General features: G+C 74.1%; 18 protein-coding genes. 9 read left to right on the forward strand and 9 right to left on the reverse strand.

The annotated features are described in order from the left end of the window. Positions 1-7 precede the first annotated feature (7 nt). Positions 8-805 (forward strand): SDR family oxidoreductase, encoded by a 798-nt coding sequence (locus tag AL2_RS22540; RefSeq protein ID WP_067636573.1) that lies wholly within the window; start codon positions 8-10, stop codon positions 803-805. A gap of 79 nt (positions 806-884) precedes the next feature. Here AL2_RS22540 and AL2_RS22545 read toward each other — a convergent pair whose 3' ends face one another. After that, complete coding sequence (locus AL2_RS22545; protein WP_067636575.1) at positions 885-1,964, reverse strand: ROK family transcriptional regulator; 1,080 nt, start codon at positions 1,962-1,964, stop codon at positions 885-887. Between the two features lie 244 nt (positions 1,965-2,208). On the opposite strand from AL2_RS22545, the gene edd reads away from it, so the two are divergent. From edd to AL2_RS22565, 4 genes are read left to right on the forward strand one after another with little or no spacing between them, the layout of a single operon-like run. Continuing rightward, positions 2,209-4,020, forward strand: a complete 1,812-nt coding sequence (gene edd / locus AL2_RS22550; RefSeq protein WP_067636577.1) for a phosphogluconate dehydratase — start codon at positions 2,209-2,211, stop codon at positions 4,018-4,020. Positions 4,021-4,069: 49 nt separating this feature from the next. Next, positions 4,070-5,041, forward strand: coding sequence for a glucokinase (gene glk / locus AL2_RS22555; protein WP_067636579.1), 972 nt, complete (start codon positions 4,070-4,072; stop codon positions 5,039-5,041). Further along, complete coding sequence (gene eda / locus AL2_RS22560) at positions 5,038-5,658, forward strand: bifunctional 4-hydroxy-2-oxoglutarate aldolase/2-dehydro-3-deoxy-phosphogluconate aldolase (RefSeq protein WP_067636581.1); 621 nt, start codon at positions 5,038-5,040, stop codon at positions 5,656-5,658. The genes glk and eda overlap by 4 nt, the downstream gene beginning before the upstream one ends. A 36-nt stretch (positions 5,659-5,694) precedes the next feature. Beyond that, complete coding sequence (locus AL2_RS22565; protein WP_067636583.1) at positions 5,695-6,078, forward strand: PPOX class F420-dependent oxidoreductase; 384 nt, start codon at positions 5,695-5,697, stop codon at positions 6,076-6,078. A gap of 29 nt (positions 6,079-6,107) precedes the next feature. Here AL2_RS22565 and AL2_RS38130 read toward each other — a convergent pair whose 3' ends face one another. Then, positions 6,108-6,266: a hypothetical protein gene (locus tag AL2_RS38130; RefSeq protein WP_168444608.1), complete on the reverse strand. Its 159-nt coding sequence runs from the start codon at positions 6,264-6,266 to the stop codon at positions 6,108-6,110. A 74-nt stretch (positions 6,267-6,340) separates the two neighbouring features. Between AL2_RS38130 and AL2_RS22570 the strand changes: the two genes are divergently transcribed. Beyond that, positions 6,341-7,267, forward strand: coding sequence for a LysR family transcriptional regulator (locus AL2_RS22570; protein ID WP_245666841.1), 927 nt, complete (start codon positions 6,341-6,343; stop codon positions 7,265-7,267). Here the strand turns inward: AL2_RS22570 and AL2_RS22575 are convergent, their stop codons facing one another. Then, on the reverse strand, positions 7,268-9,898 hold the full coding sequence (locus AL2_RS22575; RefSeq protein WP_083946781.1) for an ABC transporter permease: 2,631 nt from the start codon (positions 9,896-9,898) through the stop codon (positions 7,268-7,270). Positions 9,899-10,027: 129 nt separating this feature from the next. Here AL2_RS22575 and AL2_RS22580 point away from each other — a divergent pair, with 129 nt between their 5' ends. After that, complete coding sequence (locus tag AL2_RS22580) at positions 10,028-11,362, forward strand: sensor histidine kinase (protein WP_210747951.1); 1,335 nt, start codon at positions 10,028-10,030, stop codon at positions 11,360-11,362. Continuing rightward, positions 11,359-12,039 carry a response regulator gene (locus AL2_RS22585; RefSeq protein ID WP_067636588.1) on the forward strand — a complete coding sequence of 227 codons (681 nt, stop codon included), beginning with the start codon at positions 11,359-11,361 and terminating at the stop codon, positions 12,037-12,039. Before AL2_RS22580 ends, AL2_RS22585 begins: the two co-directional genes overlap by 4 nt. Positions 12,040-12,050: 11 nt before the next feature. Here AL2_RS22585 and AL2_RS38365 read toward each other — a convergent pair whose 3' ends face one another. Next, positions 12,051-12,554, reverse strand: a complete 504-nt coding sequence (locus tag AL2_RS38365; RefSeq protein ID WP_067636590.1) for a DUF1707 SHOCT-like domain-containing protein — start codon at positions 12,552-12,554, stop codon at positions 12,051-12,053. Between the two features lie 2 nt (positions 12,555-12,556). Continuing rightward, positions 12,557-13,234, reverse strand: coding sequence for a PadR family transcriptional regulator (locus tag AL2_RS22595; protein ID WP_083946782.1), 678 nt, complete (start codon positions 13,232-13,234; stop codon positions 12,557-12,559). Positions 13,235-13,440: 206 nt separating this feature from the next. Here AL2_RS22595 and AL2_RS22600 point away from each other — a divergent pair, with 206 nt between their 5' ends. Continuing rightward, entirely contained in the window at positions 13,441-15,423 is a 1,983-nt protein-coding gene (locus AL2_RS22600; RefSeq protein ID WP_067636592.1) for a bifunctional phosphatase PAP2/O-acyltransferase family protein, read from the forward strand. A gap of 39 nt (positions 15,424-15,462) precedes the next feature. On the opposite strand, the gene hpnH is transcribed toward AL2_RS22600, so the two are convergent. From hpnH to hpnE, 4 genes are all read right to left on the reverse strand, one after another. Beyond that, a complete protein-coding gene (gene hpnH, locus AL2_RS22605) occupies positions 15,463-16,467 on the reverse strand; it encodes an adenosyl-hopene transferase HpnH (protein WP_067636594.1) in 1,005 nt (334 codons plus the stop codon). Between the two features lie 3 nt (positions 16,468-16,470). Continuing rightward, positions 16,471-18,360, reverse strand: a complete 1,890-nt coding sequence (gene shc / locus AL2_RS22610; RefSeq protein ID WP_067636596.1) for a squalene--hopene cyclase — start codon at positions 18,358-18,360, stop codon at positions 16,471-16,473. 16 nt (positions 18,361-18,376) lie between these two features. Further along, entirely contained in the window at positions 18,377-19,387 is a 1,011-nt protein-coding gene (locus AL2_RS22615) for a polyprenyl synthetase family protein (protein ID WP_218003692.1), read from the reverse strand. A gap of 120 nt (positions 19,388-19,507) precedes the next feature. Next, positions 19,508-20,827: a hydroxysqualene dehydroxylase HpnE gene (gene hpnE, locus AL2_RS22620; RefSeq protein ID WP_245666842.1), complete on the reverse strand. Its 1,320-nt coding sequence runs from the start codon at positions 20,825-20,827 to the stop codon at positions 19,508-19,510. Positions 20,828-20,851 lie beyond the last annotated feature (24 nt).

The following is a 20,851-nucleotide window of genomic DNA, read 5'->3' on the forward strand; positions in this document are numbered from 1 at the left end:
AGTAGCCATGCGCAAGACGGTCGTCACCGGCAGCACCAGGGGAATCGGTTTCGCGCTCGCGCGTGAACTGGTGCGGCGGGGGCATTCCGTGGTCGTCACGGGGCGTACCCAGGCGGCGGTGGACGAGGCCGCCGGGCGGCTGCGGAATGAGGCGCCCGACGGCGTGACGGTGCATGGGCGCGCTGTGGACGTCACCGATGCCGCGCAGGTCGAGGCGCTGTGGAACGCCGCGGTGGAGGCACTCGGCGGGGTCGACCTGTGGATCAACAACGCCGGTGTCGCCCACACGACCCGTCCGATCGTCGAGACCCCGGCCGACGAGGTCCGATCGATGGTCACCACGAACATGCTCGGCACCGTGTACGGCTCCCAAGTCGCGGTCCGCGGCATGCGCGCCGATGGCGGCGGCCAGGTCTTCAACGTCCTCGGCGGCGGCAGCGACGGCCGCGTCCGGCCCGGCATGGGCGTCTACTCGGCCACCAAGCGCGGTCTTGATTCCTTCACCCGCGCACTGGTGAAGGAGGCCGCCGGGACGGGAGTGCGCGTCGGCTGGATCAGCCCCGGAATGCTCATCACCGAGGGATGGCTCCGGGAGGCCGCCGCCGCGCCGGATCAGGTGGCGGACCAGCGCAGGATCCTCAACATCCTCTGCGACCACGTCGACGACGTCGCCCCCTACCTCGTCGGCAAGATGCTGGCCAGCACCAAGAACGGGGACGCCATAGCCTGGCTCACCACGAGCCGCATGACCCGCAAATTCCTCGCCCCGCGCAAACGCGACGTCCTCGCCCGCTACGGCCTCTGACCTCGCGAAACACTTCCCACCGGTTTCCGCTGCCCGGACGCGAACGGGGCCTGCGGCGGCGCCCGGAGCGCTGGCCTGATCAAGTCGCGTCGATGGCGGTGGGGGAGAGGATGTTGGTCAGGACCATAGCGGCGCAGCCGGTGAGGCCCGCCTGTTCGCCGAGGCGGCTCGGTTCGATGCGGAGGGTGCGGGTCGCCAGGGCCGTGGAGCGCTGGTAGACGATTTCGCGCAGTCCCGCTATCAGGGGTTCGTCGGCGCCGACCAGGTCGCCGCCCAGCACCACCACGGCCGGGTTCAGCAGGTTGACGGCGGTGGCGACGACCTCGCCGATGCGGCGGCCGGCGTCGCGGAGGAGGGCGACGGTGGCGGGGTCGCCGGAGCGGGCCAGCGCGGCGAGGCCGGGCAGGTCGTCGGCGGGGGAGCGGGCCAGGAGCGCGGTGCCGCCGGCGATCGCCTCGACGCAGTTGACGTTGCCGCAGCGGCACGGTGCGTCGAGCGCGGACGGGACGGGGACGTGGCCGATCTCGCCGGCCGCGCCGAGGGCGCCGCGCTGGATGCGGCCGCCCGCGATGACGCCCGCGCCGATGCCCGTGGAGACCTTGACGAACAGGAGGTCCTCCACCCCGGGGTGGGCCTGGTGCTCGCCGATGGCGGCGGCGTTGACCTCGTTGTCGAGGTAGGCGGGGACGCCGAAGCGGTCGGCGACCGGGCCGGTGATCTCCACGGTGTCCCAGCGTCCGGCGGCGTGCTCGACGGCGTCGGGGACGCCGAGCCCGGCGCCCCGGACGGACGACTCGTCGATCCCGGCGGAGGTGAGCAGGGACGTCCACTCGTCGAGGAGGCTGGGGAGGGTCTTGCCCGGGGACGTCTCGGCCGGGGGGCCGTCGGTGCGGGCGAGGACCGTCCCGGCGAGGTCGCAGACGGCGAGCTGTCCGCGGGACTGGCCGAGGTTCGCGACGAGGACCGTCCCGCCGGCGGCGTTGAACTCCAGCCGGGCCGGGGGGCGTCCGCCGGTGGACGGGCCGGTGCTCCGCTCGACCACGAGGCCGCGGGCGATCAGCGACGCCACCCGGGACGCCACCGCGGGACGGGACAGGCCGGTGAGGCGGCCCAGGTCGGCGCGGGTGGCGACGCCGTCCTCGCGGATCAGGCTCAGCACGTCGCCGGCCGTGGAGGGACGCGCCGAGCTCCGCTCGTCCTTTGGATGGCGGTGAGTGGGGGCTGGAGGACGGTGGTCGGCGGGGCGGGGCATCCGGCCAGTCAAGCACGACCCCTTTTAGTCCGTCTAGTTGGCGCAAGCTAGCGACTTTTGTCATCCAAAATTCATAAGAAGGGTTGAAGAGATGACCTATGTCTCGGTAGCTTGCTGAACCGAGACATCCCCCCTGGTCTGGAGCGTTCCGATGGCCGTACATCCCGTGCTGGAGGCAGTGACCCAGCGCGTCGTCGAGCGGAGTGCCGGAACGCGCGGCGCGTACCTGAGCCGGATCCGCGACGCCCGGACCGAGGGCCCGGTGCGCACCGGCATGGGCTGCGCGAACCTCGCCCACGGCTTCGCGGCGTGCGGCGTCCAGGACAAGCTGTGGCTCAGGGGCGACGTCACGCCCAACATCGCGATCGTGTCGTCCTACAACGACATGCTCTCGGCGCATCAGCCGCTCCAGGACTACCCCGACATCCTGAAGGGCGCGATCCGCTCGGCGGGCGGGACGGCGCAGTTCGCCGGAGGCGTGCCCGCGATGTGCGACGGCATCACGCAGGGCCGCGCCGGCATGGAGATGTCGCTGTTCAGCCGGGATGTGATCGCGATGGCGGCGGCCGTGGCGCTGTCGCACGACATGTTCGACGGCGCGCTGATGCTCGGCGTCTGCGACAAGATCGTCCCGGGGCTGGTGATCGGGGCGCTGTCGTTCGGGCACCTGCCGGTGATCCTGGTGCCGGCCGGGCCGATGGCCTCGGGGCTGCCGAACGGCGAGAAGGCGAAGGTCCGCAAGCGGTTCGCGGCCGGGGAGATCGGGCGCGAGCAACTCCTCGCCGCCGAGGCCGCGTCCTACCACTCGCCCGGCACGTGCACCTTCTACGGGACGGCCAACTCCAACCAGATGCTCATGGAGGTCATGGGCCTGCACCTGCCGGGGGCCAGCTTCGTCCCGCCGGGCACGAAGCTGCGGGACGCCCTGACCGAGGCGGCCGGCAGGCGCATCCTGAAGATCACCGACCTGGCGGACGAGTACACGCCGATCGGCGAGCTGCTGGACGAGCGCGCGTTCGTCAACGGCGTCGTCGCCCTGCTCGCCACGGGCGGCTCCACCAACCACACGCTGCATCTGGTCGCCATGGCCGCGGCGGCGGGCATCGAGCTGACCTGGGACGACTTCGACGAGCTGTCCACGGTGACGCCGCTGCTGACACGCCTCTACCCGAACGGCACCGCCGACGTGAACCACTTCCACGCGGCGGGCGGCACCGCGTTCCTCATCGGCGAGCTGATCGACGCCGGGCTCCTCCACGAGGACGCGCGGACGGTCGGCGGCGCCACCCTCGCCGAATACCGCAAGGTCCCGGAGTTCCTCGACGGCAAGGCCGAGTGGCGGGACACCGTCACCGGATCGGGAGACACGAGCGTGCTGCGCCCGGTCGCGGAACCGTTCGACACGCACGGCGGCCTGCGCACCATGCGCGGCAACCTCGGCCGCGCGGTCATCAAGGTGTCGGCGGTGAAGCCGGAGCACCGGGTGATCGAGGCCCCGGCCCTCGTGTTCGACACGCAGGAACGGCTCCAGGAGGCGTTCGCCGCCGGGGAACTGGACCGGGACGTGGTGGCGGTCGTCCGCAACCAGGGCCCGCGCGCCAACGGGATGCCGGAACTGCACCGGCTCACCCCGCCGCTGTCGGTCCTGCAGGACCGCGGCCACCGGGTCGCGCTGGTCACGGACGGCCGTATGTCGGGCGCCTCAGGGGCGGTGCCCGCCGCGATCCACGTGTCACCGGAGGCGGCGGCGGGCGGGCCCCTCGCCCGCGTCCGCGACGGCGACCTCGTCCGGCTCGACGCGGACAGGGGGGTCCTGGAGGTCCTCGTCCCGGACGAGGAGTTCGCCGCCCGCGAGCCCGCCGCCGCGACGTCCGGCCAGACCTACGGCGCGGGACGGGAGCTGTTCCAGGTCTTCCGGAACGCCGTGGGGCCGGCCGAGCGAGGCGCGGGGGTCTTCGCATGAGCGCGGCGAACCGGGGGGAGCGGCAGATCGTCCGCCACGGGAGGCGCGCATGAGCTGGCTCGTCGCCGATGTCGGCGGGACGAATGCCCGGTTCGCGCTGGTGGACGGCCCGGACGGGGTCCCGTCCGACGCCGGGTCGCTCCCCACCCGCGACTATCCCGGGCTCGCCGAGGCCGCGGCCGCCTATCTCGACGCGGCCGGCGCGCGTCCGTCCGCCGCGTGCCTGGCGGTGGCGGGCCCGGTCGTCGGCGGGACGTACCACCTGACCAACGCCGGCTGGCCGAGGGGGACCCTGGAGTCGGTGCGCGCCCACCTCGGCGTGCCGCACCTCGACATCATCAACGACTTCGAGGCCCTCGCCTACGCCCTCCCGCGCCTCACCGCGGACGACCTGATCGTCATCGGCGAGCAGGCCCCGGCTGCCGACGCGGCGGTCGCGGTGGTCGGCCCCGGCACGGGCCTCGGCGTCGCCGGGCTCGTCCCGGCGCCGTCCGGCTGGGTGCCGGTGCCCGGCGAGGGCGGCCAGGTCGACCTCCCCGCCGCGACCGACCGGGAGATCGAGGTGACGCGGCTCCTGCGCGCCGAGAAGGGCGCCGCCACCGCCGAATACCTGCTCTCCGGCGCCGGCCTCGCCCGCATCCACCGGTACCTGGGGACGCTCGACGACGACCCCGGCGAGGAACTCACCGCCAAGCAGATCTGCGAGCGCCGCGACGACCCGCGGTGCGACGAGGCGCTGCGGATGTTCTGCGCCCTGCTCGGAGCGCTCGCCGGCAACGTCGCCCTCACGTTCGGCGCCCGCGGCGGCGTCTACCTCGGCGGCGGGATCCTGCCGCGCATGGTGGACGTGCTGCGGGACAGCGCGTTCCGTGCCCGCTTCGAGGGGAAGCCCCCCGTCGAGGACTACGTGCGCGCCATCCCGACCGCGCTGATCGTCCACCCCGGCCCGGCCCTGGTCGGCGCCGCCGTCCGGCTCGCGCAGAGCCTGCCCGACGTCCTGCCCGATAGGGAGCCCGCATGATCGCCGAAGACCTGTTCGACCTCGTCCCCGTCGTCCCCGTCGTGGTGCTGGACGACGCAGGGGCCGCCGTCCCGCTCGCCCGCGCCCTGGTCGAGGGCGGCCTCCCGGTGATCGAGGTGACGCTGCGCACCCCGTCCGCGCTGGAGGCGATCACCCGGATCGCGGCGGAGGTCCCGGACGCGGTGGTCGGCGCCGGCACGGTCGTCCGGCCCGAGGACGCGGAGCGGTCCGCCGCCGCCGGAGCCGGGTTCCTGGTCAGCCCCGGCTGCACGCCCCGGCTCCAGGCCGCGATGACGGCGACCGGGCTGCCGTTCCTGCCGGGCGTCGCGACCGCGTCGGAGGCGATCGCGCTGCTGGAGGGCGGGATCACGGCGATGAAGTTCTTCCCCGCCGAGGCCGCCGGCGGCACCGCCTACCTGAAGTCGCTCGGCGGGCCGCTCCCGCAGGTCCGGTTCTGCCCGACCGGCGGCGTCAGCCGACGGAACGCCGCCGAATACCTCGCGCTGGAGAACGTCGGCTGCGTCGGCGGTTCCTGGCTGACCCCGGCGGACGCCGTCCGCGACGGCGACTGGGACCGCATTCGCGAACTCGCCTCGGAAGCCGCAGCTCTACGGTGATGTCACGCCCGGGAGCGGGTATCTCGTCTCCTGGATATGAACACCACAACAACGCTTGAGAGCTGGAAGAAGCAGAAGACCTTCCTGCTGACGTCCTACCGCAAGGACGGAACGCCCGTCGGGACGCCGGTCAATGTCGTCGTGCTCGGCGACCACGCCTACTTCCGCACCTACGACAAGGCGTTCAAGTCGAAGCGGCTGGCGCGCAACCCGGAGGTGGAGATCGCGCCGAGCACCTTCCGGGGGAAGGTCACCGGTCCGGCGGTGCGCGGACGCACCCGGCTGCTCACCGAGGAGGAGTCGCAGCCGATCCGCCGGCTCCTGGCCCGCAAGCACCCGTTCCTGCAGGGCTTCGCGGTGCCGCTCGCCCACCGGGTGAAGCACTACCGCACCCTCCACTACGAGGTCACCCTCGCCTAGCTCGGGTCCGTGCGCCGGGCCGCGGGTGGTCATCCTCGGCCCGGACCGTGGGGGCAGGGACCGGCGGTCAGGGGCCGGGCGGTGCCGTGGGGGAGCAGGTCCATGCGGAGGCGCCCGCACGAGCAGCGGGTCCAGACGACGATGCCCTCGCTGGTGAGGTGCCGGGAGACAAGCGTGTTCTCGTTCATGTACCGCAGTCTGCAACCGGCCGAACGTTGCCGTCCATTTCAGATTTCCGCATTGGATCATGCAATATGGTTACATGATTGATCTGCGGCGGCTGCACATGCTCCGGCTCGTCCACCAGTACGGCACGGTCACGTCCGCGGCGGAGTCGCTGCACCTCACGCCGTCGGCGGTCTCCCACCAGCTGCGCGAGCTGGCGCGTGAGCTGAAGGTGCCGCTGCTGGAGCCGCAGGGCCGCAAGGTGCGGCTCACCCCGGCCGCGCACCTGCTGATCGAGCACGCCGACGGGCTGCTCGCCAAGTGGGAGGAGGCCCTCGCCGACCTGGAGTCGCACCGCGCCGGGGCCGCGGGCCCGCTGCGCATGTGCGGGTTCACCACGGCGGTCGGCGGGCTCGTCGCCCCGGCCGCCGGGGCCCTGCTCCGGGACGATCCGGACCTCAAGGTCGAGGTCCGCGAATGCGACACCGACGTGGCCATGGGCCTCCTCGCCGCCGGCGGGACCGACATCGCGGTCATCGAGCCCACCGTGTACGCGCCGCCGCCCGGCGACCCGCGCTTCGACCGGGAGCCGCTGCTGGAGGAGGCCTACGACCTCATCGTCCCGGCCGGGCACCCGCTCGCGCACCGGCCCGGCGTCCGGCTGGAGGACGCGGCGGACGAGACGTGGATCAGCGTCGATCCCGACGTCTGCGCCCACCACCAGCAGGTCGCGACGTACTGCGCCGCCGCCGGATTCACGCCCCGGTTCGCGCACAACGCCACCACCTGGTCGGTGATCTGGGCGCTCGTCGCGAACGGCCTCGGCGTGTCGCTCGTGCCGCGGCTGGCCGGGGGACCGTCCGACCAGCCGGTCGTCGCGGTCCCGCTGACAGGCCACGGCGTCCCGACGCGGCGCGTGCTGACCTGCGTGCGGCGCGGCAGCCGCGACCACCCGCTGATCGCGCGCGGGCTGCGGGCCCTCCACGACGCCGTCCCGGCGAACTGCGCCCGAGCGGCGGCGTAGCTACTCCGTCGCGATCGCCCGCAGGACGTTCATCCGGGCGGCGCGGCGGGCGGGCCACACGGCGGCGATGACGCCGATCAGCGCCCCCGCCGCGACGTACACCGCCAGCCGCAGGTAGGGGATCGCCAGCACCTCCATGCCGGCGTCCCCCTCCGCCATCGCGTGCTGGACGACGATCCCGAGCACGATCCCGGCGGCCACGCCCAGCACCGCGCCGAACAGCGAGACGGCGACCGCCTCGCAGCGGATCATCCGGCGGAGCTGGCGGCGCTGCATGCCGACCGCGCGGAGCAGCCCGATCTCGCGGGTCCGCTCCGTCACCGCGAGCGCGAGCGTGTTGACGATGCCGAGCGCGGCGACGATCACCGACAGCACCAGCAGCCCGAGGACGAGGTCGAGGAACAGGCCGATATCCCCGGCGGCGTCCTCCTTGACCTGGGCGCGGTCCCTGAGTTCGAGGTTGGGCCACGGGGCGAGCGCCGCCTCCAGCGCGCTCCGGGACGCGGCCGTCACGTTGATCTCGATGCGGTCGATGGGCGCGTCCGGGGCGTGCGCCCGGTAGCCCGCCCAGTCGATGATCATGCTCGGCGCGGACGCGGTGATGGACGGACGGTCGGCGTAGACCCCCGCGATGCGGAACGTGCGTCTCGCCCCATCCTGGTACCGGCCTTCGATCGTGCTCCCGACCGTCCAGCCCTGCGCTTTCGCGACGCTGCGGCCGACGAGCAGCTCGTCGCCGTGGACGCGCGGCGACCCCGACTCCAGCGGCAGCCGGAAATGGCCGAGCAGCTCGCCCGGCGCCCCCGCCGCGGCCGTCCGCACGGATCCGTCCAGCTCGAACCGGGCCGTGCGGATCGGGATCGCCGACCGCACGCCCGCGACGCCCGCCGCCGCGCGCACGGCGTCCGGCGCCACCGGCGTGATCTGGCTGCGCCCGGTGACCCGGTAGTCGGCGGTGAGGCCCGCGTCGAGTTGCCGGTCCACCGACGCCGCCATCGACTGGACGATCACCGACACCGCCGCGATCAGCGCCAGCCCGATGATCAGCGCGGCGGCGGTCGCCGCGGTCCGCCGGGGATCGCGCAGCGCGTTCCGCGCGCCCATCCGGCCCGCGCTGCCGCCGAACCGCGCGAACGGCCAGGCCAGCACGCGGATCGCGGGACCGCTCAGCAGCGGCGACGCCGCGACCGCCGCCGTCATCAGCGCCAGCGCGCCGGCGCCGGTCACGACCAGCTCGTCCGCCGCGGAACCGGCCGCGACGAGCCCGGCGCCCGCCGCGAAGGCGGCACCGGCGCCGATGACCCGGCCCCGCAGCGGCCGCGGCGCGGCCGTCCCCTCGCGGAGCGCCGCCACGGGCGGGATCCGCGCCGCGCGCCGGGCGGGGAGGAACGCGGCGGCCAGCGTGACGAGCGTCCCCACCGCGCAGGACACGATCACCGTCGTGGCCGACACCACCGGCGTCCCGAACGGCAGCGCCTCCCCTCCCGTGGCGACCGTCATCAGGCGGCCGAGCCCGATCGCGACGCCCACACCGGCCGCCAGGCCCAGCGCCGATCCGGCCAGCCCGACCCCGGCCGCCTCGCCGAGCACCGACCGCGTCACCTGCCCGCGCGACGCCCCGACCGCGCGCAGCAGCGCCAGCTCCCGGATCCGTCCGCTCACCAGCATCGCGAACGTGTTGAAGATGATGAACGAGCCGACGAACACGGCGATGACGGCGAAGACCAGCAGGAACGTCCGGATCAGTTCCAGGATCGACGTGACCGGCGCCGCCCGCTCGTCCGTCGACTGCCGCCCGGTGATCGCCTCGACCCCGGGCGGCAGCGCCGCCGCGACCGCGTCCCGGAGCCGCTCCTGCGACACGCCGTCGTCCGCGTGCACGACGATCCGGGCATACGTCCCCGGACGGTCGGCCAGCAGCCGCTGCGCGGTGGCGGACGTGAACGCGGTCATCGCGAGCTGGTCGCTCAGCGCCGAGTCGCCCACCTCGAACAGGCCGGTGAGCCGGAACGTCCGCTCCCCGGACAGCAGCGCCACCGTCACCCGGTCGCCGATCCGGTAGCCGGAGCCGCGCGCGGTGGTGACGTCGATCGCGACCTCGTCCGCGGCCGACGGCGGGCGCCCGGACGTCAGGCGGGGCAGCGACAGGTCCGGGTCGCCGTCCCAGGCGACGCCCGTCTGCGGCTCGGCGCCGGCGATCTTCCCGTGCCGGTCGACGACGGCGGCGAACCCGGTGACGACCCCGTGCGCCTTCGCCACCCCGTCCACGCCCTGGACGGCCGCCAGCACCGACGCCGGGACGGGACGCTCCGCCGACCGCTCCCCGAGCCCCGGCTCGAACGCCCGCTGCGACCGGACGAGCACGTCCGTGCCGCGGCCGAGCTCGGCGAAGGCGCGGTCGAACGAGCGGTCCAGCGTGGCGGAGAAGATCAGCGTGCCGGCGACGAACGCGACCCCGGCGACCACCGCGACCATCGACAGCAGCAGCCGGGCGCGGTGCGCGGCGAGGCCCCGCACGACGAGCCTGACCAGCGGCGGGGTACGGAGGGCCGTCCGCCCGCGGAGAAGGCGCGTGACCGGGTGCGGGGTGCGGAGAGGCGTCCGCCCGCGAAGGAGGCGCTTGACCATCATGCGGCCGATTTCAGCCGAGGGAAGGGCCCGCCGGCAGCGCGGTTCGTCGTGGCCGGACCCTACGAACGGGCTTGGGCACACGACTTTCGTAGGGGTGGCCGGCCCGTGTCAGGTGCGTACCGTATTGGGATGAGCGGAGTGCAGCGGGCGAGCGTCCCCTCACGAGGAGCACGTGCGCGCCTGCCTGCACGGCTATGGGTCCTCGCTGGCCTCCTCCCACCCGGACGGCCCCGTGACCTGATCGCCGATGGCGTCGTCGTGCTGTCCGGGGTGGCCGTCACCTGGTTCACCGTCATGGACCCGTACACGATCGTCCGCTGGCGCGGCGGCGCGGTGCTGCTGCTCCTGCTGGTGCCCGCGCTCGCCCTGCTCTTCCGCCGCCGCGCCCCGATGACGGTCGGCTGGATCACCGCCGGCGTCGCCGTCCTCGGCTGGCTGGTGGAGCTGGCCGCCCCCGGCACGCTGCTGCGGGTGGACGCCGATCACAGCCTCGACCAGGTGATCTGGTGGCCGCCGACCGCGCCGCTCGCCGCCTACGCGGCGATGGCGTTCCCGCGCGAGGGCGGCCGCCCGGCCTGGCTCCGCGGACTGCCCGTCGCCGCGCTGCTCGTCCCGATCGCCCGGATGGGCGACGTGCTCCCCGAATCGGCGATGCGGCACTTCATGGCCGGGGAGACCGGCAGTGTCGATGCGACGATCTTCCGCAGCGTCGCCGTCGTGACCGGCGCCGCGCTGCTCGGCATGTACACCGCGGCCCGCCGCCGCGCCCTGCAGGCCCTCACCGAACGCGCGGAGCGGGCCGAGCGGGAGCGGCATCTGCTCGCCGAGCGGGCCCGCGCGGAGGAGCGCGCCCGGCTCGCCGCCGAGATGCACGACGTCGTCGCGCACCGGGTGACGCTCATGGTGCTGCAGGCGGGGGCACTGCGCGTCCAGGCGCCGGACGAGCCGACCCGCACCGCCGCCGAGGAGCTGCGCGGCACCGGCTGCCAGGCCCTCGAAGAGCTGCGGGATGTCATCGGGCTGCTCCGCCGCGCCCCCGGGCAGGCCCCCGCGGAACCGCTGCCCGACCTGTCCGCGCTGGTGGCGGAGTCGGCGGCGGTCGGCGTCCCGGTCGAGCTGGCCGAGCACGGCGACCCGCCGTCCGCGTCGCCCGCCGTCGGACGCACCGCGTACCGGATCGTGCAGGAGGCGCTGACGAACGCGCGCAAGCACGCGCCGGGCGCCGCCGTCCACGTGGACGTCCGCTACCGCACGGACGGGGTGACGCTGAGCGTCCGGAACGCCGCTCCCGCCCGCGCGCCGGACGCCGAGCTGGCCGCCAGCGGTTCCGGGACGGGCCTCGCCGGCCTCCGCGAACGCGTCGAGCTGATCGGCGGGACGTTCACGGCGGGCCCGCACGAGGACGGCTTCCGCGTCATGGCGTCCCTGCCCGCCTACGTCCCCGTCGCGAGGCCCGCCTCATGAGCGCCCGGGCGGCGTCCCCTCAGCGGCAGACGCAGATCACGGTGCTGCTGGTGGACGACGAGCCGATGGTGTGCGCGCACCTGCGCACGATCCTCGGCGCGGCCGACGACGTCGAGGTGGTCGGGGAGGCGCACGACGGGGCCTCCGGCGTCGAGGCGGTGGTCCGGTACCGCCCGCACGTCGTGCTCATGGACCTGCGGATGCCGGGCGTGGACGGCCTCGCCGCCATCGAGCGGATCGCCGCGCTGCGCTCCCCGCCCGTCGTCGTCGCGCTGACCACGTTCGACGCCGACGAGTACGTGCTCCGTGCGCTGCGCGCGGGCGCGGCCGGGTTCCTGCTGAAGTCGACGCCGCCCGAGGACCTGGTGAAGCTGGTCCGGGTCGCGGCGGACGGGCACACGGTGATGTCGGCGGCCGCGACCATGCGGCTGCTCGGCGCCGCCACCGGGCGCGCGTCCGACCGGGACCGGACGCGCGCTCTCCTCGACGGCCTCACCGAGCGGGAGACGCAGGTGCTGGCCTGCCTCGGTGAGGGGCTGTCCAACGCGCAGACCGCGCGCCGCCTCCACCTCAGCGAGGCGACCGTCAAGGGCCACGTCTCCCGTGTCCTCGACAAGCTCGGCTGCGCGAATCGCACGCAGGCCGGGCTCATCGCCCGCGACGCCGGCCTCCCCTGACGCGGGCCGGGTCAGGCGCCCGGCAGGTGCCGGCGCGACCGCCGCACCCCGAACGCCAGCAGGACCGCGCGGACCACCCAGACGACCAGCGCGACCTGCAGGACGGCCAGGAACCCGGCGCCCGGCCCGACCGTGAACGCCAGCACCAGGAACACCCCGAGCAGCAGCGGGAACGCCGGGAAACGCGGCCCATGACGGTGGGCCATGTGCCGGTGATGGCTCTGCCACGCGGGGTGCCCCGGCCCGCCGAACACAGGCCCGCCGAACACGGGCCCGCCGAACACGGGCGGGGCGCCCGCAGCGGCCGCCTTCACCGGTTCGGGCAGCCCGGTCGGGGACGGCAGGTCCTTGACGAGCGTGCGCAGGTCGCCGCGCGTCCTCGCGGACAGCACGGCGTCCATGCGCTCGTCCAGCTCTCCGCGGTCCAGGCGTCCCTCGGCGAAGTGGTCGTGCAGGGCCACCATGACGGCGTCGCGCTCGGCGTCGCCGATGCGGATCTCGTCCTGATGTGCCATCTCTACTCCTCGTCTTCAGCGGTCGGGTCGTCTGCCGTGGCCGGCCTCGTGTCGTCGAGGTCGTCGGCCAGGATGCGGTACAGGTCGCGCCGGGTCTCCGCCAGGACGTCCCTCGCCTGGGCGACCTGCTCGGACGACCCGGAGTGGACGATCTGCATCACCGCGGCCCCCGTCTGCGCGGCCTGCTTGAACAGTTCGGGGACGCCCTCGCCGAAGTCGGGCGTCATCTCCGCCCACGGCTCGGCGAGCCGGTCGGCGTTCTCCTCGACGTGGGCCCGGCCCTCGTCGGTGAGGTGGAAGGTGCGGCGGCCGCCCGCCTCGTCCCCGCTGATCAGGCCCTCGTCGGCGAGCTGCTGGAGGGCCGGGTAGACGGCGCCGGGGCTGGGCTTCCAGGCCCCGCCGCTGCGCTCGTTGATCTCCTGGATGATCTGGTAGCCGTTGCGCGGCTCCTCGGCCAGCAGCACGAGGATCGCCGCGCGGACGTTCCCCTTGCGCGCCCGGCCGCCGCCGGCGCCCCGGCCCCACGGGCCGCCGCGCCCGCGCGCCCAGGGTGGACGCGGGCCGTGACCGAACCCGCCGGGCCCGCCGCCGAAGGGCGCACCGGGCGCGCCGCCGAACAGCGCGCCGAGGTTCGGGAAGTCACCGCGTCCCCAGGGGCCGTGTCCGTGTGTGTGTCCCATGTTCTGCACCACCTTCTGAGATCTCTCTATGATCCCTCGCGATACGACAACGATATATCGAAGACGTACGGATCGGCCAGTTGGTTCCCGGACATTCCGGCGACAGGGGAAGGCTTCGCTCTCGGTGAACCGGGCATGATCCCCGATACCGGGCGGCACCGTCTGATTCCGCGAATCCTGGGTAGGCACCAGATCCGAGGGGGACGATGGGCACACACGAGGCGGTGGCCGCGCCGGACGCGGCCGTGACGCCGGGCGCCACGGGCGACAGGCCCCGCGCCAGGGCCGAGCTGCTGCTCGGCCTGGCGCTCTTCGCGGTGTACTCGCTGGTCACGATGCTGCCGGAGGAGGTGAGGCGGCCGGAGGCCCGCGCCCACGGCGAGATGCTCTACCGGCTGGAACGGGCCCTGCACATCGACATCGAGCCGGCCCTCAACGGCTGGCTGGCGGACCAGCCGGCCCTGCGCGTCCTGGCCAACTACGAGTACGCGATCACCTACATCGCGAGCGCGCTGGCACTGCTCACCTGGTTATTCATCCGCCATCCCGAGCGGTACCGGACGGCCCGGAACTCCTTCGTCATGCTCAACGTGGCCGGCCTCGCGTGCTTCGCCCTGTTCCCCGTCATGCCGCCGCGGCTGATGCCCGACCTCGGGTTCGTCGACACCGTCACCGAGGGCCGCACCTGGGGCTCGTGGGGCTCGCCGATGGTCGAGCACGCCGACCAGTTCGCCGCCGTCCCGTCCCTGCACATGGCCTGGACGATGTGGGTCGGCGTCGAACTCGCGCGCGTGAAGGCGAAGCGCTGGGTGCAGTGGTTGAACGTCACCCACATCCTTCTTACGCTCTACGTCATCTTGGCGACCGCGAACCACTTCCTGGTGGACGCGGTGGCCGCCGTCCCCTTCGTGGTGGTCCCCGTGTATCTCGCCGAACGCATCGCCCACCCTCCGGCCGCCCGCGTCCAGGGTCCCGACGCCTTCTTCCTCGCCGTGGAGACGCCCGCCGCCCCGCAGCAGGCCGGCGGCGTCATCATGCTCGACACCTCGCGGGGCGAGGTGGGGCGCGACGATCTCGTCCGCGTCATCCGGGAACGGCTGCCCGGGCTGCCCAGGTTCCGGCAGCGGCTCGTCCGGCGGGGCCGCTGGCGCCGCCCCGTCTGGCACGACCACGACCCGGTCGACTGGGAGTGGCACGTCGCCGAACGGCACGTCGACGGCATGGCCGGGCTGCGCGCCGCGGTCGCCGAGATCCAGTCCGAGCGGCTGCCGCTCGACCGGCCGCCGTGGCGGATGGTCGTGATGAAGGGCGCCGAGCCCGGCCGCACCGCCGTCGTGTACCTGATGCACCACGTCGTCGCCGACGGAGTCGGCATCGTCGCGCAGGCGATGTACCTGATGGAGCCGCCGCCCGACAACCTCGGCGCCAAGTTCCCGCGCAAGCCGTTCCAGAAGGCCCTCGCCACCGTGGTCGGGCTCGGCCAGCTCGCCACCGCCGTGACGAGGCCGGAGCGGCTGCCCGGCGGCGGGACGTCCGGCCGCCGGTTCGGCTCCATGCAGCTGCCGCTGGCGACGGTCCGGGACGTGGGGCGCCGCTACGGCGCCCGCGTCACCGACGTCGTGCTGTGCGCGGTCGCGGGCGCGCTGAACCGCGTCGTCAGCGAGGACGACGGGCGGCCCGACAGCTGCCGCGTCGCCGTGCCGCTCATGATGCGTCCGCCCGGCAGCGCGATGGTCGGCAACCACACGACCGCCGTCATGGTCGACCTGCCGGTCGGGAAGATGGCCGAGGCCGACCGTCTCGCGCTGATCGCCAAGCGCAGCCGCGTGCTGCGGTCCGGCACCCGCGCGCAGGCCGCGTGGTTCGTGATGTGGCAGGCGGGACGCGTCATGCCGGGGCCGCTGCACGCCCGGTTCGCCCGCATGTCGTACAGCGGCCGCTTCCTGCAGGGCACCGTGTCCAGCCTTCCGGGGCCGGACAAGCCGCTGCGGCTGGCCGGCGCGCCCCTCACCGCCGTGTACCCGATCGTCCCGCTCGCGCCCGGCGCGCCGCTCGCGATCGCCGCGCTCGGCGTCGACCGCGAGCTGTGCTTCGGCGTGTCCCTCGAACCCGGCCTGGCGGACGACGCCGACGCCTTCATGGACGCCGTCCACGACGTCATCGAGGAACTGCGCGACGAGCCGGAGTGACCCCGGGCGCCGGCCCTCGCCGAGGGCAGGCGCGCGGGATCACACGCTCCGTATCGCGCGGATCGACTCCTTGAGCGAGCCCATCGTCGCGAACACGGCGGTGGGCTCGTAGCCGCAGTGCGCCATGCAGTTCGCGCAGCGGTCGTCGCGTCCCCGGCCGTAGGCGTCCCAGTCGGTGGTGTCGAGCAGCTCCTGGTAGGAGTCGCAGTAGCCGTCGTCCATCAGGTAGCAGGGCCGCTGCCAGCCCTTCAGCGAGTACGACGGGATCGCCCACGCCGTGCACCGGAAATCGGCCTTCCCCTCCAGGAAGTCGAGGAACAGCGGCGAGTGGTTGAACCGCCAGCGCTTGCGCCTGCCGTCCGCGAACGCCTTCGCGAACAGGTTCCGCGTCTCCTGCACGCCGAGGAAGTGGTCCTGGTCGGGCGCCTTCTCGTACGCGTACGCCGGCGAGATCATCATCTGGTCGACGCGCAGGTCGTCGTTCAGGTAGTCGAGGACGTCGATGACGGTCTGCGGGGTGTCGGTGTTGAACACGGTCGTGTTCGTCGTCACCCGGAACCCGCGCTCCCGGCACATCCTGATCGCCTCGACCGCCTGGTCGAACACGCCCTCCTTGCAGACGGACGCGTCGTGCCGTTCCCGCAGCCCGTCGATGTGCACCGCCCACGCGAAGTAGCGGGACGGCGCGAACCGATCGATCTTCTTCGGGATCAGCGCGGCGTTCGTGCACAGGAACACGTACCGCTTCATCTTGATCAGCCGGTCGACCAGTTCGCCGATCTGCGGATGCATGAGCGGCTCGCCGCCCGCGATCGACACCATCGGCGCGCCGCACTCCTCGATGGCGGCGACCGCCTGCTCGACCGGCATCCGCTGCTTCAGCACGTCCGCCGGATGCTGGATCTTGCCGCAGCCGGCGCACGCCAGGTTGCACGCGTACAGCGGCTCCAGTTCGACGATCAGCGGGAACTTCGACCGCCCCGCCAGCTTGTTGCGCAGGACGTACCCGCCGACGCGCAGGCTCTGGCGCAGTGGCATCGCCATCTGTCAGGACCCCTTCAGGTACCGGCCGAGCGCCGCGAGCGGGAACACCAGCCGGTACAGGTGGTAGTTGATGTAGAAGTCGCCGGGGAAGCCGGTGCCGGTGAAGTGGTCCTCGTCCCACGTCCCGTCCGGGCGCTGGCGCTCGGCGAGCCAGCGGACCCCGCGCTCGACGGCCGGGCCGCGCTCGCCGGCGGCGAGCAGCGCGAGCAGCGCCCACGCCGTCTGCGACGCGGTCGACGCGCCGTGCCCGACCCACGACCGGTCGCGGTAGGAGCGCAGGTCCTCGCCCCAGCCGCCGTCGTCGCGCTGGTGCCGCTCCAGCCAGCCGACCGCGTCCCGGATCACCGGCTTCTCCGGCCGGACGCCCGCCGCGATCAGCGCCGGGACGACGCTGCCCGTCCCGTACACATGGTTGGCGCCCCACCGGCCGAACCACGACCCGTCGGGCTCCTGCGCCTTCAGCAGCCACACGACGGCCCGCTTCACCAGCAGCGAGTCGGCCATGCCCCGGTGCGCCATCGCCTCCACCACATGCGCGGTGACGTCGGCGGACGGCGGATCGATCACCTCGCCGAAGTCGCAGAACGGCAGCCTGCGGCACAGCTCGCGGGTGTTGTCGGCGTCGAACGCGCCGAACCCGCCGTCCCTGGACGCCATCCCCGCCATCCAGCGGACCCCCCGCTCGATCGCCGGTTCCGCCATCGGGTGCCGGACGCGGTTCAGCGCGATCACGACCTCGGCGGTGTCGTCGACGTCGGGGTAGCAGTCGTTGTCGAACTCGAACGACCAGCCGCCCGGCGGCAGGCCGGGGCGCCGCACCGACCAGTCGCCCGGCCCCTTCACCTCCTCGCCGATCACCCACTCGGCGGCCCGCTCCAGGGCGGGGTGGCCCTCCGGCAGGCCCGCGTCGGCGAGCGCGTTCATCGCGAGAGCGGTGTCCCAGACGGGGGACTGGCACGCCTCCAGGCGCCGCCCCTTCTCGTCCCGGATCGTGAACCGCTCGAGCCCGTCCAGGCCGCGCTGTACGACCGGGTGGTCGAGGCCGTAGCCGAGCAGATGCAGCGCCAGCAGCGAGTACACCCACGGCGGCTGGATGCCGCCCCACGACCCGTCCCGCTCCTGCCGCGCGACGATCCACTCGCCGGCGCGGCGCAGCGCCGCGTCCCGCAGGCCCTTGAGCGGGCGCCGCCGGTAGAGGTGCAGGGCCTTGTCGAGCGCCCCGAACGCCGCGCCCCAGCCGGGCAGGCCCCGCCCGCCCTTGCGCGGGACGTCGTAGTCGGGGACGAGTTCGTCCAGCTCGAACGGCAGCGGCCGGACGGGACGCAGCGCGCCCACCACCGCCAGCGGGACGATCGTCTGCCGCGCCCAGCACGCGAAGTCGTAGACGTTCAGCGGGAACCAGCGCGGCAGGAACACCATCTCCGGCGGCACCACCGGCAGGTCGTCCCACGACCACCGGCCGAACATCGCCAGCCAGAACCGGGTGAACACGCGGGCCGCCGGGACGCCGCCCTCGCTGCGGATGTAGGCGGCGGCGCGGATCATGTGCCCGGCGTCCGGCAGGTCCCCGGCGAGCCGCAGCGCCACGTACGCCTCGACGGTCGTGGACAGGTCCGGCGGGCCGTCGTGGAAGTTCGCCCACGTCCCGTCCGGGGCCTGCTGCGACCGGATCCAGCGGGCCGCCTCGTAGGTGTCCTCGTCGGTGCGGATGCCGAGGAACTCGCGCAGCAGCAGGTCCTCGGCGTCCATCGTGACGTTGGTCTGCAGCTCGCCCTTCCACCAGCCCTGCGGGGACTGGAGCAGCAGCAGGTGGTCGCGGGCGGCGTCCAGCGCCTCGGCGGCCGTCCGCGATCCGGTGCGCTCCGGTGTTTCCGGCGTTTCCAGCGTTGTCATCGTGATCCCGGATCTCTCAGTGGTCCCGGCGGGTGACGAAGTCGGCGATGCGGAGGAACTCGGCGCGGACGGGCTCCGGCAGCCGGGCGGACAGCAGGTGCTCGGCGGCGCGCTGGATGCGGCTCTCCGCCTCGATCTCGGCCCAGGCGCGCCCGCCCGCGGCCTCCACGAGCGCGGCGGTCTCGGCGACGTCCTCCTCGGACGGCTCGGGCCGCGCGTAGAGCTCGGCGAGCGCCGCCGCCTCCGGCGTGCCGGAGTTCAGCGCCGCCACGACCGGCAGCGACATCTTGCGGGACCGCAGATCGGACATGGCCGGCTTCCCGGTGGTCGCGGGGTCGCCCCAGATGCCGAGCAGGTCGTCGACGAGCTGGAACGCGACGCCGAGGTCCGTGCCGAACGCCTCCAGCGCGTCCGAGAGGGACTCGGACGCCCCGTCCAGGACGGCCCCGATCGAGCAGGAGCACGCCAGCAGCGCGGCGGTCTTGTCGGACGCCATGGCGACGCACTCGTCCACGCTGATCTGCCGCCGGGTCTCGAAGTCCATGTCGAGCGACTGACCGGCGATGAGGCGGCGCACGGCGGCCGACAGCGCGCGCGCCGCCTTCGCCGAGCCCTGCCCCGGCGCCTCCAGCAGGACCTCGCCGGCAAGGGCGAGGAGCGCGTCGCCGGCCAGGATCGCGGACGCCTCACCGAAGACCGTCCATGCCGCCGGACGGTGCCTGCGCGTCCGGTCGCCGTCCATGATGTCGTCGTGCAGGAGCGAGAACGCGTGGGTCAGCTCCACCGCGACGGCCCCCGGCAGGGCGCTCTCCGGCGGAGCCACCGCCGCGCGCGCCGACAGCAGCGCGAGCGCCGGGCGGAGCGCCTTCCCCGCCGGCGCCTTGCGCGGGTGGCCCTCCTCGTCCGTCCAGCCGAGGTGGTAGGCCGCCACACGGTACGTGCGCGGATCGAGCCGGCCGACGGCGGCGCGCAGCGCCCCGTCGACCAGCTCCCGGACATCGGTCATCGAGACCGGAACGGTCGTCACAGCGTCCTCACCCTGCCCAAGTTGTGGTGGACCGGTCGAGGACGGGCGGAGACAGTGGTCACAGCGTCCTCACCTTGCCCAGGTCGTCGCGGATCGGTTGAGGACCGGCGGATGCGCGCGTCACCGGTCCCTCACCCCCTCCAGGTGGCGGCGGACCAGCCGCGCTGCGGTGAGGCCGCTGCGCACTGCTCCCTCCATCGTGTCGGGCCAGCCCGTGTCGGTCCACGCGCCGGCCAGGAACAGACCCGGCGCCCGTGTCGCCGCGGCGGGCCGGGCCGCCGCGCTGCCGGGCCGCTGCCGGAACGTCGCCCGCCGCTCCCGCGTCACGAACAGCTCCCGGACGGCGGCGTCCCGCGCGGCCGGCAGCAGCCGCCGCAGTTCCGGGACGAACCGGGCGCGCAGCTCGGCGGTCGGCATGTCGATCCACCGGTCGGCGGCCGACAGCGACACCGCGAGGTACTGGCCGCGGCGCAGCCCGCTCACCGCCGTCCGGTCGAACACCCACTGGACGGGCGAGGCGACGGCGGCGGCGAACGGCGCGTCCATCACCCGCCGGTCGAAGACGACGTGCACGTTCACGATCGGGCTGGCGTCCAGCTCGGGCCAGCGCAGCGGCTCGGGCAGCGCCTGCGCGGGCAGCAGCCGCGCCGCCGCCTCGTGCGGCACCGCCAGGACCACCGCGTCGGCGGCCACCGGGACGCCGTCCACGACCACCTTCGGGTCGGTGGTGACGGCCTCGACCTTCGCCTTCAGCCGGACGGTCCCGCCCATCTCCGCGATGCGCCGCAGCGCCGGGCCCCCGTGCAGCTCCTCCAGCGGGACGAGCGGAACCCCGATGTCGGCCGCGTCGGCCCGTCCCAGCAGCGCCCGCTTGCACACCATCGCGGACAGGCCGAGCGCCGCGTCGTCCACCTCGGCGTTGAGCGCCGCCGTGATGAACAGCCCCCACAGCGCGTGCCGCGCCCACGTCCGCTGGCCCCGCTCGGCCAGCCACGTCCCCGCCGACATCGTGTCGAGCACCGGGTCGGCGGGGTCGAGGCGGCCGAGCCCGGCCGCGGCGCGCAGCGCGCGGAGCCGGTCGCCGGGCGCCAGCGGCGAGTACCGGGCCAGCGCGGGCACCAGGTGCAGCGGGCTCGGCAGCCGCGCCCGGCGCAGCCGCGCCCGCTCCGCGCCCGGCCGCAGGACGGCGACGTCGAACCGGTCCTGCACCTCCACCAGGTGGTCGGCGCGCAGCCTGCGCAGCAGCCCCTGGTACGCCGAGCAGCACCGCAGGAACACGTGCTGCCCGTTGTCGACGCTCAGCTCGCCCCGGACGAACGAGTGCGTGGCGCCGCCGAGCCACGGGCGTGACTCGACGAGCGTCACCGGCACGCCCGACTCCTGCAGTGCGATGGCGGCGCTGATACCCGCGAGCCCGCCGCCCACGATGACCACGCTCACGATGCCACCCCCGACTCCTGCGCC

This window comes from Actinomadura latina NBRC 106108 (genome assembly GCF_001552195.1).
Lineage (GTDB): Bacteria > Actinomycetota > Actinomycetes > Streptosporangiales > Streptosporangiaceae > Spirillospora > Spirillospora latina.

What these genes read in the sequence shown, in the direction of transcription:
- AL2_RS22540 (WP_067636573.1), top strand. Translation starts at nt 8, where the DNA reads ATGCGCAAGACGGTCGTCACCGGCAGCACCAGGGGAATCGGTTTCGCG.
- edd (WP_067636577.1), top strand. Translation starts at nt 2,209, where the DNA reads ATGGCCGTACATCCCGTGCTGGAGGCAGTGACCCAGCGCGTCGTCGAG.
- glk (WP_067636579.1), top strand. Translation starts at nt 4,070, where the DNA reads ATGAGCTGGCTCGTCGCCGATGTCGGCGGGACGAATGCCCGGTTCGCG.
- eda (WP_067636581.1), top strand. Translation starts at nt 5,038, where the DNA reads ATGATCGCCGAAGACCTGTTCGACCTCGTCCCCGTCGTCCCCGTCGTG.
- AL2_RS22565 (WP_067636583.1), top strand. Translation starts at nt 5,695, where the DNA reads ATGAACACCACAACAACGCTTGAGAGCTGGAAGAAGCAGAAGACCTTC.
- AL2_RS38130 (WP_168444608.1), bottom strand. Translation starts at nt 6,266, where the DNA reads ATGAACGAGAACACGCTTGTCTCCCGGCACCTCACCAGCGAGGGCATC.
- AL2_RS22570 (WP_245666841.1), top strand. Translation starts at nt 6,341, where the DNA reads ATGATTGATCTGCGGCGGCTGCACATGCTCCGGCTCGTCCACCAGTAC.
- AL2_RS22575 (WP_083946781.1), bottom strand. Translation starts at nt 9,898, where the DNA reads ATGATGGTCAAGCGCCTCCTTCGCGGGCGGACGCCTCTCCGCACCCCG.
- AL2_RS22580 (WP_210747951.1), top strand. Translation starts at nt 10,028, where the DNA reads ATGAGCGGAGTGCAGCGGGCGAGCGTCCCCTCACGAGGAGCACGTGCG.
- AL2_RS22585 (WP_067636588.1), top strand. Translation starts at nt 11,359, where the DNA reads ATGAGCGCCCGGGCGGCGTCCCCTCAGCGGCAGACGCAGATCACGGTG.
- AL2_RS38365 (WP_067636590.1), bottom strand. Translation starts at nt 12,554, where the DNA reads ATGGCACATCAGGACGAGATCCGCATCGGCGACGCCGAGCGCGACGCC.
- AL2_RS22595 (WP_083946782.1), bottom strand. Translation starts at nt 13,234, where the DNA reads ATGGGACACACACACGGACACGGCCCCTGGGGACGCGGTGACTTCCCG.
- AL2_RS22600 (WP_067636592.1), top strand. Translation starts at nt 13,441, where the DNA reads ATGGGCACACACGAGGCGGTGGCCGCGCCGGACGCGGCCGTGACGCCG.
- hpnH (WP_067636594.1), bottom strand. Translation starts at nt 16,467, where the DNA reads ATGGCGATGCCACTGCGCCAGAGCCTGCGCGTCGGCGGGTACGTCCTG.
- shc (WP_067636596.1), bottom strand. Translation starts at nt 18,360, where the DNA reads ATGACAACGCTGGAAACGCCGGAAACACCGGAGCGCACCGGATCGCGG.